15 protein-coding genes and 1 tRNA gene are annotated in these 13,010 nt (G+C 71.6%); 10 read left to right on the top strand and 6 right to left on the bottom strand.

All coding sequences use genetic code 11. The annotated features are described in order from the left end of the window. Nucleotides 1-3 precede the first annotated feature (3 nt). Genes cysT through ACILRH_RS10825 form a run of 3 tightly spaced genes read left to right on the top strand, consistent with a single transcriptional unit; the run spans nt 4 to nt 2,673 of the window. Nucleotides 4-867, top strand: a complete 864-nt coding sequence (gene cysT / locus ACILRH_RS10835; protein WP_395693165.1) for a sulfate ABC transporter permease subunit CysT — start codon at nt 4-6, stop codon at nt 865-867. Beyond that, on the top strand, nt 860-1,696 hold the full coding sequence (locus ACILRH_RS10830; protein WP_395693163.1) for a sulfate ABC transporter permease: 837 nt from the start codon (nt 860-862) through the stop codon (nt 1,694-1,696). The genes cysT and ACILRH_RS10830 overlap by 8 nt, the downstream gene beginning before the upstream one ends. Next, a complete protein-coding gene (locus ACILRH_RS10825) occupies nt 1,693-2,673 on the top strand; it encodes a sulfate/molybdate ABC transporter ATP-binding protein (protein ID WP_395693162.1) in 981 nt (326 codons plus the stop codon). Before ACILRH_RS10830 ends, ACILRH_RS10825 begins: the two co-directional genes overlap by 4 nt. Before the next feature lie 24 nt (nt 2,674-2,697). Here the strand turns inward: ACILRH_RS10825 and ACILRH_RS10820 are convergent, their stop codons facing one another. Then, a complete protein-coding gene (locus ACILRH_RS10820; RefSeq protein ID WP_395693160.1) occupies nt 2,698-3,375 on the bottom strand; it encodes an NADPH-dependent F420 reductase in 678 nt (225 codons plus the stop codon). Nucleotides 3,376-3,460: 85 nt separating this feature from the next. Between ACILRH_RS10820 and ACILRH_RS10815 the strand changes: the two genes are divergently transcribed. Both ACILRH_RS10815 and ACILRH_RS10810 read left to right on the top strand, forming a co-directional pair. Next, nucleotides 3,461-4,033 carry a TetR/AcrR family transcriptional regulator gene (locus ACILRH_RS10815; protein ID WP_395693158.1) on the top strand — a complete coding sequence of 191 codons (573 nt, stop codon included), beginning with the start codon at nt 3,461-3,463 and terminating at the stop codon, nt 4,031-4,033. Nucleotides 4,034-4,499: 466 nt separating this feature from the next. Further along, entirely contained in the window at nt 4,500-5,771 is a 1,272-nt protein-coding gene (locus ACILRH_RS10810) for a DUF222 domain-containing protein (protein ID WP_395693156.1), read from the top strand. Nucleotides 5,772-5,802: 31 nt separating this feature from the next. Here the strand turns inward: ACILRH_RS10810 and ACILRH_RS10805 are convergent, their stop codons facing one another. After that, entirely contained in the window at nt 5,803-6,294 is a 492-nt protein-coding gene (locus tag ACILRH_RS10805) for a YajQ family cyclic di-GMP-binding protein (protein WP_395693155.1), read from the bottom strand. 117 nt (nt 6,295-6,411) lie between these two features. On the opposite strand from ACILRH_RS10805, the gene ACILRH_RS10800 reads away from it, so the two are divergent. The 3 genes from ACILRH_RS10800 to ACILRH_RS10790 all read left to right on the top strand — a co-directional run bounded on the left by ACILRH_RS10800 (nt 6,412) and on the right by ACILRH_RS10790 (nt 7,299). Then, a tRNA-Tyr gene (locus tag ACILRH_RS10800) sits at nt 6,412-6,493 on the top strand. 135 nt (nt 6,494-6,628) lie between these two features. Further along, nucleotides 6,629-6,913: an ArsR/SmtB family transcription factor gene (locus ACILRH_RS10795; RefSeq protein WP_395693153.1), complete on the top strand. Its 285-nt coding sequence runs from the start codon at nt 6,629-6,631 to the stop codon at nt 6,911-6,913. Continuing rightward, nucleotides 6,910-7,299: a VOC family protein gene (locus tag ACILRH_RS10790; protein WP_395693151.1), complete on the top strand. Its 390-nt coding sequence runs from the start codon at nt 6,910-6,912 to the stop codon at nt 7,297-7,299. The genes ACILRH_RS10795 and ACILRH_RS10790 overlap by 4 nt, the downstream gene beginning before the upstream one ends. 54 nt (nt 7,300-7,353) lie before the next feature. On the opposite strand, the gene ACILRH_RS10785 is transcribed toward ACILRH_RS10790, so the two are convergent. After that, nucleotides 7,354-8,043 (bottom strand): type 1 glutamine amidotransferase domain-containing protein, encoded by a 690-nt coding sequence (locus tag ACILRH_RS10785; protein WP_395693149.1) that lies wholly within the window; start codon nt 8,041-8,043, stop codon nt 7,354-7,356. Between the two features lie 174 nt (nt 8,044-8,217). On the opposite strand from ACILRH_RS10785, the gene ACILRH_RS10780 reads away from it, so the two are divergent. Both ACILRH_RS10780 and ACILRH_RS10775 read left to right on the top strand, forming a co-directional pair. After that, nucleotides 8,218-9,360, top strand: a complete 1,143-nt coding sequence (locus ACILRH_RS10780; RefSeq protein ID WP_395693147.1) for a hypothetical protein — start codon at nt 8,218-8,220, stop codon at nt 9,358-9,360. A gap of 110 nt (nt 9,361-9,470) precedes the next feature. After that, entirely contained in the window at nt 9,471-10,022 is a 552-nt protein-coding gene (locus ACILRH_RS10775) for a DUF1269 domain-containing protein (RefSeq protein WP_395693145.1), read from the top strand. Between the two features lie 30 nt (nt 10,023-10,052). On the opposite strand, the gene ACILRH_RS10770 is transcribed toward ACILRH_RS10775, so the two are convergent. The 3 genes from ACILRH_RS10770 to ACILRH_RS10760 are packed head-to-tail and all read right to left on the bottom strand — an operon-like array spanning nt 10,053 to nt 12,980. Then, entirely contained in the window at nt 10,053-10,505 is a 453-nt protein-coding gene (locus ACILRH_RS10770) for a hypothetical protein (RefSeq protein WP_395693144.1), read from the bottom strand. Nucleotides 10,506-10,514: 9 nt separating this feature from the next. Then, a complete protein-coding gene (gene cydB / locus ACILRH_RS10765; protein WP_395693143.1) occupies nt 10,515-11,540 on the bottom strand; it encodes a cytochrome d ubiquinol oxidase subunit II in 1,026 nt (341 codons plus the stop codon). 18 nt (nt 11,541-11,558) lie between these two features. Next, complete coding sequence (locus tag ACILRH_RS10760; protein ID WP_395693141.1) at nt 11,559-12,980, bottom strand: cytochrome ubiquinol oxidase subunit I; 1,422 nt, start codon at nt 12,978-12,980, stop codon at nt 11,559-11,561. Nucleotides 12,981-13,010: the final 30 nt, after the last annotated feature.

Genomic DNA, 13,010 nt, shown 5'->3' with positions numbered 1-13,010 from the left:
CCCATGTCCACCGCATCCGTTGCGGTCGAGAGCCGGCCGGCGCGCAAGCGTCGGTCGGCTTCGTCCCGCCAGAAGTCTGGTGCTGCACTGACACGCGGGCCGGCCCTCGGGCTCGGCATCGCCATGATCTGGTTCAGCCTGCTGGTCCTGATCCCGCTGTCGGCGATCATCGTCAAGGCCGCCGGTGGCGGCCTCGGCACGTTCGTCGACGTCCTCAGCAACGAGCAGACCCGGTCGGCCCTGCAGCTGACCGTGCTCTCCTCGCTCGGCATCACGCTGCTCAACATGGTGATGGGCACGATCATCGCCTGGGTGCTGGTCCGTGACCGGTTCCCCGGCATGGCCATCCTCGACCTGCTGATCGACATCCCGTTCGCGCTGCCGACGATCGTCGCCGGCCTGGTGCTGCTCTCGCTCTACGGGCCCGACAGCCCGATCGGGATCCAGGTCCAGAACACTCGGTGGGCCGTCTTCCTCGCGATGGCGTTCGTGACGCTGCCCTTCGTCGTGCGCACGGTCCAGCCGGTGCTCGAGGAGCTCGACACCGACGTCGAGGACGCCGCCGCGTCGCTGGGCGCCAGCCGCTTCACCACGTTCCGTCGGGTGATCCTGCCGGCGCTCGTGCCCGCCATCTGCGCGGGGGCGGCCCTGTCGTTCGCCCGGGGCATCAGCGAGTACGGCGCGCTCGTGCTCATCAGCGGCAACCTGGCCAACCGCACCGAGGTCGTCTCGGTCCGCCTCTTCTCGTTCCTCGAGGGTGGCAACACCGAGGCGGCCGCAGCGGTGGCGACGTTGATGCTCCTGGTCGCGCTGCTCGCGATCATCGTGCTCGACGTCATCCAGCGACGGGTGGCGCGTCGTGGCTAGCGCGAGCAGGGCGGTCAGCAGCGGCTCGCCCGTCGTGAAGTGGCTGCTGCGGGTGCTCGTCGTCGGCTACCTGTTCATGCTGATCGTGTGGCCCACGGCGTACGTCGTGAAGCACACCTTCGCCGACGGGCTCACCGGGCTGAAGGACGCGCTGTCCGACCCCGACGTCGTCCACGCGCTTCGGTTGACCGCTGAGGTGGCGGTGACGTCCGTGGTGATCACCTCGGTGTTCGGCCTGGGCATCTCGATCCTGCTGGTCCGCTACACCTTCATCGGCAAGCGGGCGCTCTCGGTGCTCATCGACCTCCCGCTGTCGGTGTCGCCGGTCGTGGTGGGTCTCGCGCTGGTGCTCGTCTACAACGGCCGGTTCGGCTGGTTCGGCCCCTGGCTGGAGGCGCACGGCGTGCAGATCGTCTTCGCCCGGCCCGGCATGGTGATGGCGACCTGCTTCGTCATCCTGCCGCTGGTCGTGCGGGAGGTCGTGCCGGTGCTCGAGGAGCTCGGGGACGACATGGAGCAGGCCGCGCGCAGCCTCGGGGCGAACGCGTGGCAGACCTTCTGGCGGATCACCCTGCCGAGCATCAAGTGGGCGTTCGTGTACGGCGTGGTGCTGAGCCTCGCCCGCGCCCTCGGTGAGTTCGGCGCGATCAAGGTCGTCGCCGGCAACGTGGGCGGCGAGACCCAGGTCGCGACCGTCCTCGTCCAGCAGAAGTACCAGAACTTCGAGCAGCAGACGGCGTACTCCGTGTCGTTCCTGCTGGTCTTCGCGGCCGTGCTGTGCCTGGTCGTCGTCGCGCTGCTCCGCCCGAAGGAGGGCCAGGAAAGATGAGTATCGAGGTCAAGGGGCTCAACAAGTCGTTCGGCGACTTCGTCGCCCTCCAGGACGTCAACGTGTCGCTGCCGACTGGTCAGCTGACCGCGCTGCTGGGTCCGTCGGGTGGTGGCAAGTCCACGCTCCTGCGGATCATCGCGGGGCTGGACTCGGCCGACTCGGGGTCCGTCACCATCGAGGGCACCGAGGCCACCCACCTGCCGCCGCAGAAGCGCAACGTGGGGTTCGTGTTCCAGCACTACGCGGTCTTCAAGCACATGACCGTGGCCAAGAACGTCGCGTTCGGCCTGGAGATCCGCAAGCGCCCCAAGGACGAGGTCGCGGCGAAGGTCGACGAGCTGCTCCGGCTGGTGCACCTGTCGCAGTTCGCCCACCGGCTGCCCTCGCAGCTCTCCGGCGGCCAGCGGCAGCGCATGGCGCTGGCCCGGGCGCTCGCGGTCGAGCCGTCGGTGCTGCTGCTCGACGAGCCGTTCGGTGCGCTGGACGCCAAGGTCCGCAAGGAGCTGCGCGAGTGGCTGCGCCGGCTGCACGACGAGGTGCACGTGACGACGGTCTTCGTGACCCACGACCAGGAGGAGGCCATGGAGGTCGCCGACGAGATCGTGGTCATCAACGAGGGCCGGGTCGAGCAGGTCGGCACCCCCGACCAGCTCTACGACGAGCCGGCGAACCCCTTCGTCATGGGCTTCCTCGGGGAGACCACCACGCTCAACGGCGTCACGGTCCGCCCGCACGACGTACACATCTCCCGTGAGGCCCAGCTGGCGGGCGCCGCCGAGGGCACGGTCTCACGGGTGCTGCGCGTCGGCTTCGAGGTGCGGGTGGTCGTGCTGACCGACGACGGCGAGGAGGTGCACGTGACCCTCACCCGGACCCACGCGCGCCAGCTCCACCTCGAGGAGGGTGTGCGCGTCTTCGTCACGCCGGTCGCCGGGGCCACGGCGGTCCCGGTCATGACGGCCACCGCGGGCTGACCGCGACGGCGCTGGCCGGTCAGGTCAGCGGACGACCTTGACGTTGAACTGGGCGGTGCCCAGGGCGCACATCAGGCGCAGCCAGACGGGAAGCAGCATCTCGGTGCCGCGAGCGGTCTCGAGCGGCCCGAGGTCGATCACGTCGTCGTGGCCGAAGCTCTCCAACAGCGCCACCACGGTCGCCTTGGCGTCGGCGTCGTCACCGGAGACGAACACCGTGCTGCTCTCGCCGAGCGACCTCGGGTCGACCATCAGGTTCGCGGTCAGGGTGTTCAACGCCTTGACGACCTTCGCATCCGGGAAGGAGCGCTGGATCTGCTCACCCAGGGAGTCGGTGTCCTTGACGAACAGGGTGGGCGGGAAGCCCTCCGAGAAGTCGAGCGGGTTGGCGATGTCGAGCAGGGGTTTGCCGGCCAGGTTCTCCGCGCCGGCCGAGCGCAGCAGCTCCAGGGTGGCGCCGCCCGAGGCGGCGTTGACCACCAGCTCGGCGCCCGACGCGGCCTCGGCGAAGGACGCCAGGGCGACGTCGGGGTGGGCGGAGTGCCAGTCGGCGAACGGCGGGTTGCCCATCCCGTCCGGCTCGGTGCGCGCCAGGGTCGACTGCGGGTCACGGGTGCCGACGACGACGTCGTGGCCGAGCTCGTGCAGGCGGCCCGCGATCGCCTGGCCGACCACGCCGGTGCCGAGGACTGCGATGTTCATGGATCCTCCGAGAGCGGTAGGGGCAGACAGGTCTGTCTGTAGGGTGCGGTGGACGCTAGCAGACAGGTCTGTCTACTATCAAGGGGTGCCCTCACCCTCCGCACGTCAGCGCATCCTCGACACGGCGTTCCGGCTCTTCTACGCCCACGGGATCCGTGCCGTCGGGGTGGACCGGATCATCGCCGAGTCCGGCGTGGCCAAGGCCACCCTCTACAAGCACTTCCTGGCCAAGGACGATCTCGTCCTCGCCTACCTCGACCGCGTCGACGACGTGTGGAGTGGCCAGCTGCACGCCGCGGCCGAGGCTGCCGGGTCCGATCCGGCCGACCGTATGGTCGGGCTCTTCGACGCTCTGGGATCCGCCTGTCGGCGAGACGGCTACCGGGGGTGCGCCTTCATCAACGCCGCTGCTGAGGCGGCGCCGGGCACACCCGTGCACGACCGGACAGTCGCCCACAAGCGAGACGTGCTCGGCTGGGTGCGGGGCCTGGCCACGGAGGCCGGCGTCGACGACCCGGACGGGCTGGCGCGCTCGCTGACCCTGCTGCTCGACGGCGGCCTCGCCAGCGGCGCGCTCGACGCCGACCCGGACGCGGCGGTGCGAGCCAAGCAGTCGGCGGCAGCCCTGGTCGCACTGGCCGCAGGGCGCGCGAGCTGACATCTCGCGGAGGCCCTGAAGACATCGGCGCACCGGATGCGCTGTCGGCGCCGGAACTCGGGTGTCAGCGGCCTTGGCGGCGACCCGGAAGTCGGTCGACCGACCATCGCAGTGCCCGCTACGATCCGTCGTCTCGCCTCACCCCTGGGGCGGACGGGCTACGGCAGGTTCTGACCCTGTGTGGCGACCGTGATCCGTAAACAGTGGTACGACCACATCGGCAGGGGTTGCCGACGGACCCGACCCAGCGGAGTCGGGTCGGTCAGGTCGCGCACCGAGGAACATCGGCCGCGTCGGGTTGACAGGGATGCGAACATGTGTTCTAATAGTTACAGATGCAGTAGTCCTTCGGTTCGCCGCTCCGCGGTGGGTCCGTTGCTCGTCTGGTGACGCGCTGGCATCGACGTGGTGTGCAGTCCCGTGTGGTTGGAGTCCCCGGGCGTCCGTCGATCTTCAGGTGTCTGTCGTGTCTGCTGCTCCCGATGTCTCCTCGCACCCGGTGCTGGCCGCTGCCGCGGCGGTGTCGGCGGCGGTGTCGTCGGTCGGTGAGGTGGACCCGGTGTTCATGACTGTCGAGGACAAGGCGGTGGCGCTGCTGGAGCTCAGCCGCGGGATCGACCGGTTGGAGGAGCTGCGGATGCGGGTCCTGGCCGCGTCCGGCGACGTGGCGGACCGGGACGGGGCGCGGGACGCCGCGGCGTGGCTGGCCCACCGCGGCCGCCGGGACCGGGGCGAGTGCCGCCGCCGGCTCCGGCTGGCCCGGGCGCTGGCCGACCATCCCCAGGTGAGTGCTGGGCTGCGGTCCGGTGTGGTGAACCTGGCCCAGGCCGAGGTCGTGACCGCCGCGGTCGAGGCCCTGCCCGACCGGGTCGACGCCGACGTCCGGGCGGCCGCCGAGGACCGGCTGGTCGACGAGGCGGCCCGGTTCGGGCCCCGCCAGCTGCGGGTCCTGGGCCGCCGGGTGCTGGAGGTGGTCGCGCCCGAGGTCGCCGAGGACCACGAGGGCCGGCTGCTGGCCGACGAGGAGACCCGCGCCCGCCGCGGCACCTTCCTGCGCCGCCGCCGGGTCGGCCCCGGGATCAGCGAGCTGGTCTTCCGCGGCCCCGACCACGTCTGCGACCGGCTGATGACCTACCTCGAAGCCCTCACCAACCCCCGCCGCCCTGACCGCCAACCAGACCAACCGGACCAGCCCGCCGACCACCAGCAGCAGCCACCAGACCGGCGACCCTACGACCAGCGGATGGGCGCCGCGTTCGCGGCGTTCCTCGAGGCCGTCGACCCGGCCCGGCTGCCGCTGCACGGCGGCGACGCCACCACCGTGATCGTCACCGTCACCCTCGCCGAGCTCGGCCAGGTCCTGGGGGTCGCCCACACCGGTGACGAACCCCTCTCCGCAGGCGAGGCCCGGCGCCTGGCGTGCACCGCCGGGATCATCCCGGTGGTCCTCGGCGGTGCGGGTGTGGTGCTCGACGCCGGCCGCACCCGCCGCCTCTACTCACCCACCCAGCGCCGCGCCCTGGCCGTGACCCAACCCACCTGCCGCGCCGAGGGCTGCGACATCCCCGCCGCCTGGTGCGAGGCCCACCACGCCGGTGACCCCTGGGCCGCCGGCGGCCGCACCGACCTCACCGACGCCGCCCTGCTCTGCTCCCACCACCACCACCGCGCCCACGACCACCGCTACCGCACCCAACGCCACGCCGACGGACGCCTCACCTTCCACCGACGGACGTGAGGAGCCGGTCGGCCGGGACCCTCGGTGAGGGTCAGCGGTAGTTGGTGAACTGCACCGCGAAGTCGTAGTCCTGCGCCTTCACTAGGGCGATGACCGCCTGCAGGTCGTCGCGCTTCTTCGACGACACCCGCAGCTCGTCGCCCTGGATCTGCGCCTTGACGCCCTTGGGGCCCTCGTCGCGGATCAGCTTGGAGATCTTCTTCGCGTCCTCCGACGAGATGCCCTCCTTGAGGGCGACCGAGATCTTGCTCTGCTGGCCCGACTGGCGGGGCTCGGAGGCGTCGAGGACCTTCAGGCTGACGTCGCGCTTGACCAGCTTGGTCTTGAAGACATCGAGCACCGCCGTCGCCCGGTCGTCGGCCGACGCTGAGATCTCGATGGCGTGCTCGCCCTGCCACTCGATCGACGCCCCGGTGCCCTTGAAGTCGAACCGCGTCGCGATCTCGCGGGCGGTCTGCCCGAGCGCGTTGTCGACCTCCTGGCGGTCGATCTTGCTGACGATGTCGAACGACGAGTCGGCCATGGGGGAGCGCTCCTTCGGGTGTGCCGGCGGGCCGCCGGCGGTTTCTCGTTGCTGATGTGCCTGCGCTATTGTTTCGCCTTGCTGCCGGCGGACCAAACGGCCCACCGGAGAGCGCCCGGCAGGTTGCCCGAGCGGCCAATGGGAGCGGACTGTAAATCCGTCGGCTTTGCCTTCGAAGGTTCGAATCCTTCACCTGCCACACGGGAGAAGGGCCTCCGACCTGCGGGTCGGGGGCCCTTCGTGCGTCGTCCGGCGGTGACCTCCGCCCGGCGCCGACTCACGCAGTCGTGGCGCGCGGTGGAAATGCAAGGATTGACTTGCCTATGCTCGCGTCGTGAGTGACGTCTACCGGGCTCTCGACGACTCGACCCGACGGTTGATCCTCGACGAGCTCGCGGCCCGCGACGGCAGGACGCTGTTCGACCTGTGCTCGTTGCTCACGACCCGACACGGCCTCGGGCTCACCCGGCAAGCGATCTCCCAGCACCTGGCAGTGCTCGAGGAGGCCGGGCTCGTCGTCACCGAGAAGCGAGGCCGCTCGAAGTTCCACTACTTCGATCCCACCCCGCTGAGCGAGATCACTCGGCGATGGCCCACGACCGGAAGGACGACCCCATGAGGATCAACCTGACCAGCATCTATGTCGACGACCAGCGAGCAGCCCTCGACTTCTACGTCGACGTCCTCGGCTTCGTCAAGCACCGCGACGTGCCGCTCGGCGAGGACGCGTGGCTCACCGTCGTGTCACCCGACGCCCCCGACGGCCCCGAGCTCCTGCTCGAGCCGGCCGGTCACCCGGCCGTCAAGCCCTACCGCGACGCCCTGGCCGAGGACGGCATCCCGGCAGCGCAGTTCGCCGTCGACGACGTCGAGGCCGAGCACGCCCGTCTCGCCGCCCGGGGCGTGGAGTTCACCCAGCCTCCCACCGACATCGGTTCCCATGTCATCGCGGTCCTCGACGACACGTGTGGCAACCTCGTCCAGATCATCTCGGAGAAGGCCTGAGCGACCTGACGAGCGCAGAGCAGCCCAGGCGGTCGGCGCTCGTGCGGACCGCCGCTACCGGGTGGCCAGCAGCTCGAGCAGCCGGTCGGCGAGCTCGCCGGAGGAGCCGGGGTTCTGGCCGGTGACGAGGGTGCCGTCGACGACGACGTGCGGAGCCCACGGCTCGCCGACCGTCACGTCGGCGCCGAGCTCGCGGAGCCGGTCCTCGAGCAGCCAGCGGGCCCGGTCGGCGAGCCCGCCCTGGCGCTCCTCCTCGTTGGAGAAGCCGGTGACGCGACGCCCGGCGAACGCGGGGGAGCCGTCCTCCCGCACCGCGGCGAGCATGGCCGCCGGCGCGTGGCAGACGATCCCGAGCGGAGTCTGGGCGTCGAGTGCCTCGGTGAGCAGACGGCCGGAGCCCTCGTGGACCGCGAGGTCCTCCATCGGGCCGTGCCCGCCGGGGTAGAAGACCGCGTCGTAGTCGGCCAGCCGCACGTCCTCGAGCCTCCGGGGTGCCCGCAGGCCCTCGATGGCCTCGATCTCGGGGCGCACGTCGACCCCGTCGTTGACGTCCGGCGCGAGGCTCGCCTCGTCGGCGACCGGCCTGACGCCACCCGGGGTCGCGAACTCCACCTGGTGCCCGGCCCCGGTGATCGTGCGGTACGGCGTCAGGAGCTCCTCGGCCCAGTAGCCGGTCGGGTGCCGGCTGCCGTCCTGGAGGGTCCAGGCGGTCGCGCCGGTGACGACGAACAGGATCTTCGACATGGTGCTCCTTCGAAGGTGCGGGGGAGAGGGGACGGATCGCGTCCCTCGCCCGTCGTACCCGGGAGCGGGTGGCTCGACGCGTGAGAACGCGTCCTGGTCTGGACGTCGGACCACGACGCAGCCGCCGGCCCCGCCTACGCTGCGTCAGGTCCACGGTCGGCGAGAGGGGGCGAGGTGCGCGGACGGTACGGTGCGCCGCTGACGCTCGCGCTCGTGGCGGCGGCACTCCAGACGGCGACCGCGTGTGAAGGCGCCCGCACGCCGGATCCCGACCCGGTCCGGCCCGCCTGGACGGCCGTCGAGCTGCCCGAGGGGTTCCGGCCCGCGCTGCTGGCCGCCACGGACGACGGCTCGGTGGTCGTGGCGAGCAACGGTGCGGGCGACGGCCGGCCGGGGCCGCGGCTGGTCGAGCTCCGCGACGGTGGGGTGACGCCGGTGCCCGTGCGGCCGGCGAGCTACTACGGCCGGCGGGCAGTGTGGACCGCGATCGCGACCGACGGCCGACGGCTGTACGCGGTCGGCCGACGGTCGGGCGGGGCGCACGGCATCCCTCGGTGGACCGCGTGGGCCGGCACGCTCGGGTCCTCGGCCGGGCTGACCGAGGAGGTGCAGCCGTTCACCACCTTCGGGGGTGCGCAGGCCGGTGGCCTCTCCGGCGTGGTGGCCCCGGTGGACGGCCCGGCGCTCCTGGTCGGGTCCTGGGTGACCGCGGCCGGCACCGGCCTGGACGTCGCCCTCTGGGAGCACCACGGCCGGCGCTGGATGCGGCGCGCCCCCACCGATGTCGCGCTGGCCGCCACCGACCGGCAGCAGCCGGCGGCTCACGGGATCGTGCGCCGCGGGGCCGGGCTCCTCGTCGTCGGGGCGGTCACGGCCTTCCGCCCGGAGGTGCGCACGGGGCCGGCGATCTGGACGTCGCCCGGTGCGGCCGGGCCCTGGACCGAGGTGGCGCTGCCGGGCGCCGCCGAACTGGTGGGAGAGGCGCAGTCGGCTTCCTGCGCCGCCGACGGCGGGTGCGTGGTGGGCGGCCAGGAGGGTGGCCACCTGGCCGTGTGGACCGTCTCCCCGGCCGGCGCGGTCGCCGATGCCTCGGTCCCCGACATCGACGTGCCGGAGGGCGCGGCCGTGGTCGTGGCCGGGGACGGGAGCCTGCTCGTCACCGGGGCGCACCCCCGCCTGCTCCTGCGCCGGGGCGACTCGTGGACCGAGGCCGAGCTGCCGGCAGGTCCGGCCACCGGGCTGTCGGTCAGCGAGTCCACCCTGTGGGTGCTCGGCGGCGCCGGGGACGACCTCGGGCTGTGGCGCGCCCCGGCGTGACGCCCGAGGTGACGCCCGAGGTGACCAAGCGCCTGCGGGGGCAGGTCCGCTGCTGGTAGGAAGGGGGGCGGTCTCGAGACAGCGGGACCACACCTGGAGAGGGAGCGCCCATGACCGACCAGCCCGACGCCGTGATCGGTGCCGTCAGCGACGGCATCTACACCCTGATCATCGCCGACTTCGCCGACCCGGACTCGGCCAAGGAGGCCTACGACGCGCTGAAGTCCATCGAGGACGGCCGCACCGTCGACGTCGAGGGTGCCATCGTGGTGACCAAGTCGACCGAGGGTGAGCTGACGGTCCAGAAGGTGACCGACCACAGCACCGGCCGTGGGGCGACCTGGGGAGCGATCGGCGGTGTCGCGCTCGGCATCATCTTCCCGCCGTCGATCCTCGGCAGCGCCGTCGTCGCCGGCCTGGCCGGCGCGGCGATCGGCAAGGGGCGCAACGTCCGCCACAAGCACCAGCTCGCGGAGGACCTGCAGGAGGCGATCGACCCCGGCCACTCCGGCCTGGTCGCCCTGGTCTCCGACCCTGGCGCGGTGAAGATCGCGAAGGCCATCGAGAAGGCCGACCACGTCGTGCAGAAGGCGGTCGACGAGGTCGCCGTCGCCGACATCAAGGCCGCGGCCAAGGAGGCCGAGCGGGAGGTCACCGGCTGACGCCGGTCCCGCCCGGACCGTCGAGCGCCGTCAGGCTCCGCAGTAGCCGACCGGCGCCGACGGTCCGCAGTAGTACGTCGGCGCGAGCCGCGCGACGTCGTTGCGCACCCGGAGCCGGTAGTGCTGGCCGCGGTGCGGCGGACGGCCGTAGTCCCGGTCGAAGTGCGCCACCCGCGTGACGGTCGCCCGGGCGACCCAGGCGCCGCCGTCGCGGTGCAGGTGGGACAGCCGGTAGCGGACGTCGCTGACCTCGGTGCAGCAGCCGTCGTAGATGACGGCCCTCGCCCGGCCCTGGGTGGTGATCCGCAGCGACCGGGTGTGCCCGTAGTAGGTGCCGGCGATCGCACCGTACGACGCGTCGGCCCGCTCGTGCTGCGGGGCCGCCGGTGCCGCCCCCGCCGGGGGGCCGAGCGCCATCAGGACGCCGGCGACGAGCAGGACCGTGCTGACCAGCGCGCCGCGACGCGCCACCGAGATCGACATGCCGTCAGACTAGGACGAGGCTGATGTCTCCGCCACGGTCGCGGCCGCGGGCGGGAGCGCCACCCGGCGCCGGAAGACCCAGTAGGTCCAGCCCTGGTAGATCAGCACCACCGGGAACATCACCACCGCGACGACGGTCATCACCGTGAGCGCGTAGTGACCGGAGGCCGCGCCCGACACGGTCAGGTCGTTCGCGGAGCTCGTCGACGAGACCAGCACGGCCGGGAACAGGTTGGCGAAGAGCGCCGCGACGACGCCGCCGATGGTGACGGCGGTGGCCGCGAACGAGCGGCCGTCGCGTCGCTCGCGCAGCAGCACCGCCGCGGCGAGGGCGGCCACGACCGGCACCGCGGCTGCGGCGACCCGCCACGGCCCACCCTCGGAGATCGCGATCGTCCAGACCGCGAAGGCCACGACGAGCAGGAGCGCCGGCCAGGCCAGGCGACCGGCGAGGGCGTGGGCGCGCTCCCCGACGGGGCCCTCGGTGCGCAGCGCGAGGTAGGTGGCCCCGTGCAGCAGGCACAGCACCAGCAGGCTGACCCCTACGAGCAGGCCGTACGGCGTCAGCAGGTCGACGAAGTCGCCGGTGAACTCCGCCGAGGAGTCGACGGGCAGACCGGCCAGCAGGTCGCCGAGCGCCACCCCCAGCAGGAGCGGCACCAGCACCGAGCCGGTCACCAGCATCCAGCTGAACGTCGAGCGCCACCGTCCGGAGTCGTGCTTGGTGCGCCACTCGAAGGCGACGCCGCGGATGATCAGGGCCACGATGACGAGCATCAGCGCCAGGTAGCCGGCCGAGAACCAGGTCGCGTACCAGTCCGGGAACGCGGCGAAGATCGCGGCGCCACCGACGATCAGCCAGACCTCGTTGCCGTCCCAGAGCGGGCCGACCGTCTCGATCGCCTGCCGGCGCTCCTCCTCGGTGCGCCCCAGGAACCGGTGCAGCACGCCGACCCCGAAGTCGAAGCCCTCGAGCACGAAGAAGCCGACCCAGAAGACGGCCACCACGACGAACCAGACCGTTGCCAGACTCATGACGTCTCCCCTCCGGCCTCAGTAGGTCAGGACGACGGGTCGGGAGTCGGTCGGGTCGCCACCGTCGCCGGCGCCCGGGCCGTCACCGACCTCGCCGAGGTCGCGACGGGCGTAGCGGCGCATCAGGTGGACCCAGACGACCCCGAGGACGGCGTACATCGCCCAGAACACGACCAGGGTGAGCAGCACCTCCTCGGTGCTGACCGATGGTGAGTTGCCGTCCTCGGTCAGCAGCAGGCCCTGCACGATCCACGGCTGTCGCCCGTTCTCGGTGAGCATCCACCCGGCCGTGTTCATGATGAACGGTGTGAGCACCGACCACGTCGCGACCACCTGGAAGGCACGCGAGGTGGCGAGCCGACCGCGGCGCCACAGCCACAGGCCCCAGAGCACCAGCAGGGGGATCACCGACGCGATGTAGGCCATCGTCCGCATCGACCAGTACTGGACGGGCAGGTTGGGGATGTAGTCGCCGGGACCGTACTTCTGCTCGTACTGCGCCTGCAGCTCGTTGAGGCCGGTGACCTGGCCGTCGAAGGACCCGGTCGCGAGGATCGAGAGCAGGTGGGGGATCTCGATGACCTTGGTGGCGTCCTGGTCGTCGCTCGTCCACCCGCCCGTCTGGGCCACCGAGAACGAGCAGGGAGAGCAGGTCTCCCACTGTGCCTCCATGGCGGCGACCTTCATCGGCTGGTAGGTCGTCTCGACCACGCCGAGGTGGCTGCCGACCATCAGCACCAGCACGGACGTCGGGAGGAGGACCACCAGCGACAGCTTGGCGGTGCGCAGGAACGCGTCCGGGCTGCTGCCGTGCCGCAGGTGCCAGGCCGAGACGGCGAGCATCAGCACGGCACCGGTGAGCAGGGAGGCGAGCAGCACGTGGGCGTAGCCCCAGATGAAGACCGGGTTGGTGAACAGCGCTCCGATGTCGGTGAGCACCGGCCGTCCGGTCGTCTGGTCGATGTCGATCCCGACCGGGTGCTGCATCCACGAGTTGGCCGCCATGATGAACGCGGCCGAGAGTGCCGTGCCGACGGCGAGCGCCCAGATGCAGGCCAGGTGCACGCCGCGGGGGAGGATGTTCCAGCCGAAGAGCCACAGCCCGAGGAAGGTCGACTCGAGGAAGAAGGCGACCAGGCCCTCCATCGCCAGGGGCGCGCCGAAGACGTCGCCGACGAACCGCGAGTACTGCGACCAGTTCATCCCGAACTCGAACTCCTGGACGATGCCGGTGACCACGCCGATGGCGATGTTGATGACCAGCAGCGTCCCGAAGAAGCGGGTGAGGCGGCGCAGCTCGTCGTCGCCGGAGCGGTGCCACCAGGTCTGCAGGACCGCCACGAGGAACGACAGGCCGATGGTGACCGGCACGAAGACGAAGTGGTAGATCGTGGTCGTGGCGAACTGCAACCGGGAGAGGTCGAGCTGACTCAGGTCCACCCGACCGACGCTAGGTCAGGCAGCTCCGGC

Source organism: Nocardioides sp. (genome assembly GCF_044226765.1).
In the GTDB taxonomy this organism is placed as follows: domain Bacteria; phylum Actinomycetota; class Actinomycetes; order Propionibacteriales; family Nocardioidaceae; genus Nocardioides.
This window is presented reverse-complemented; position numbering and strand designations above follow the sequence as displayed.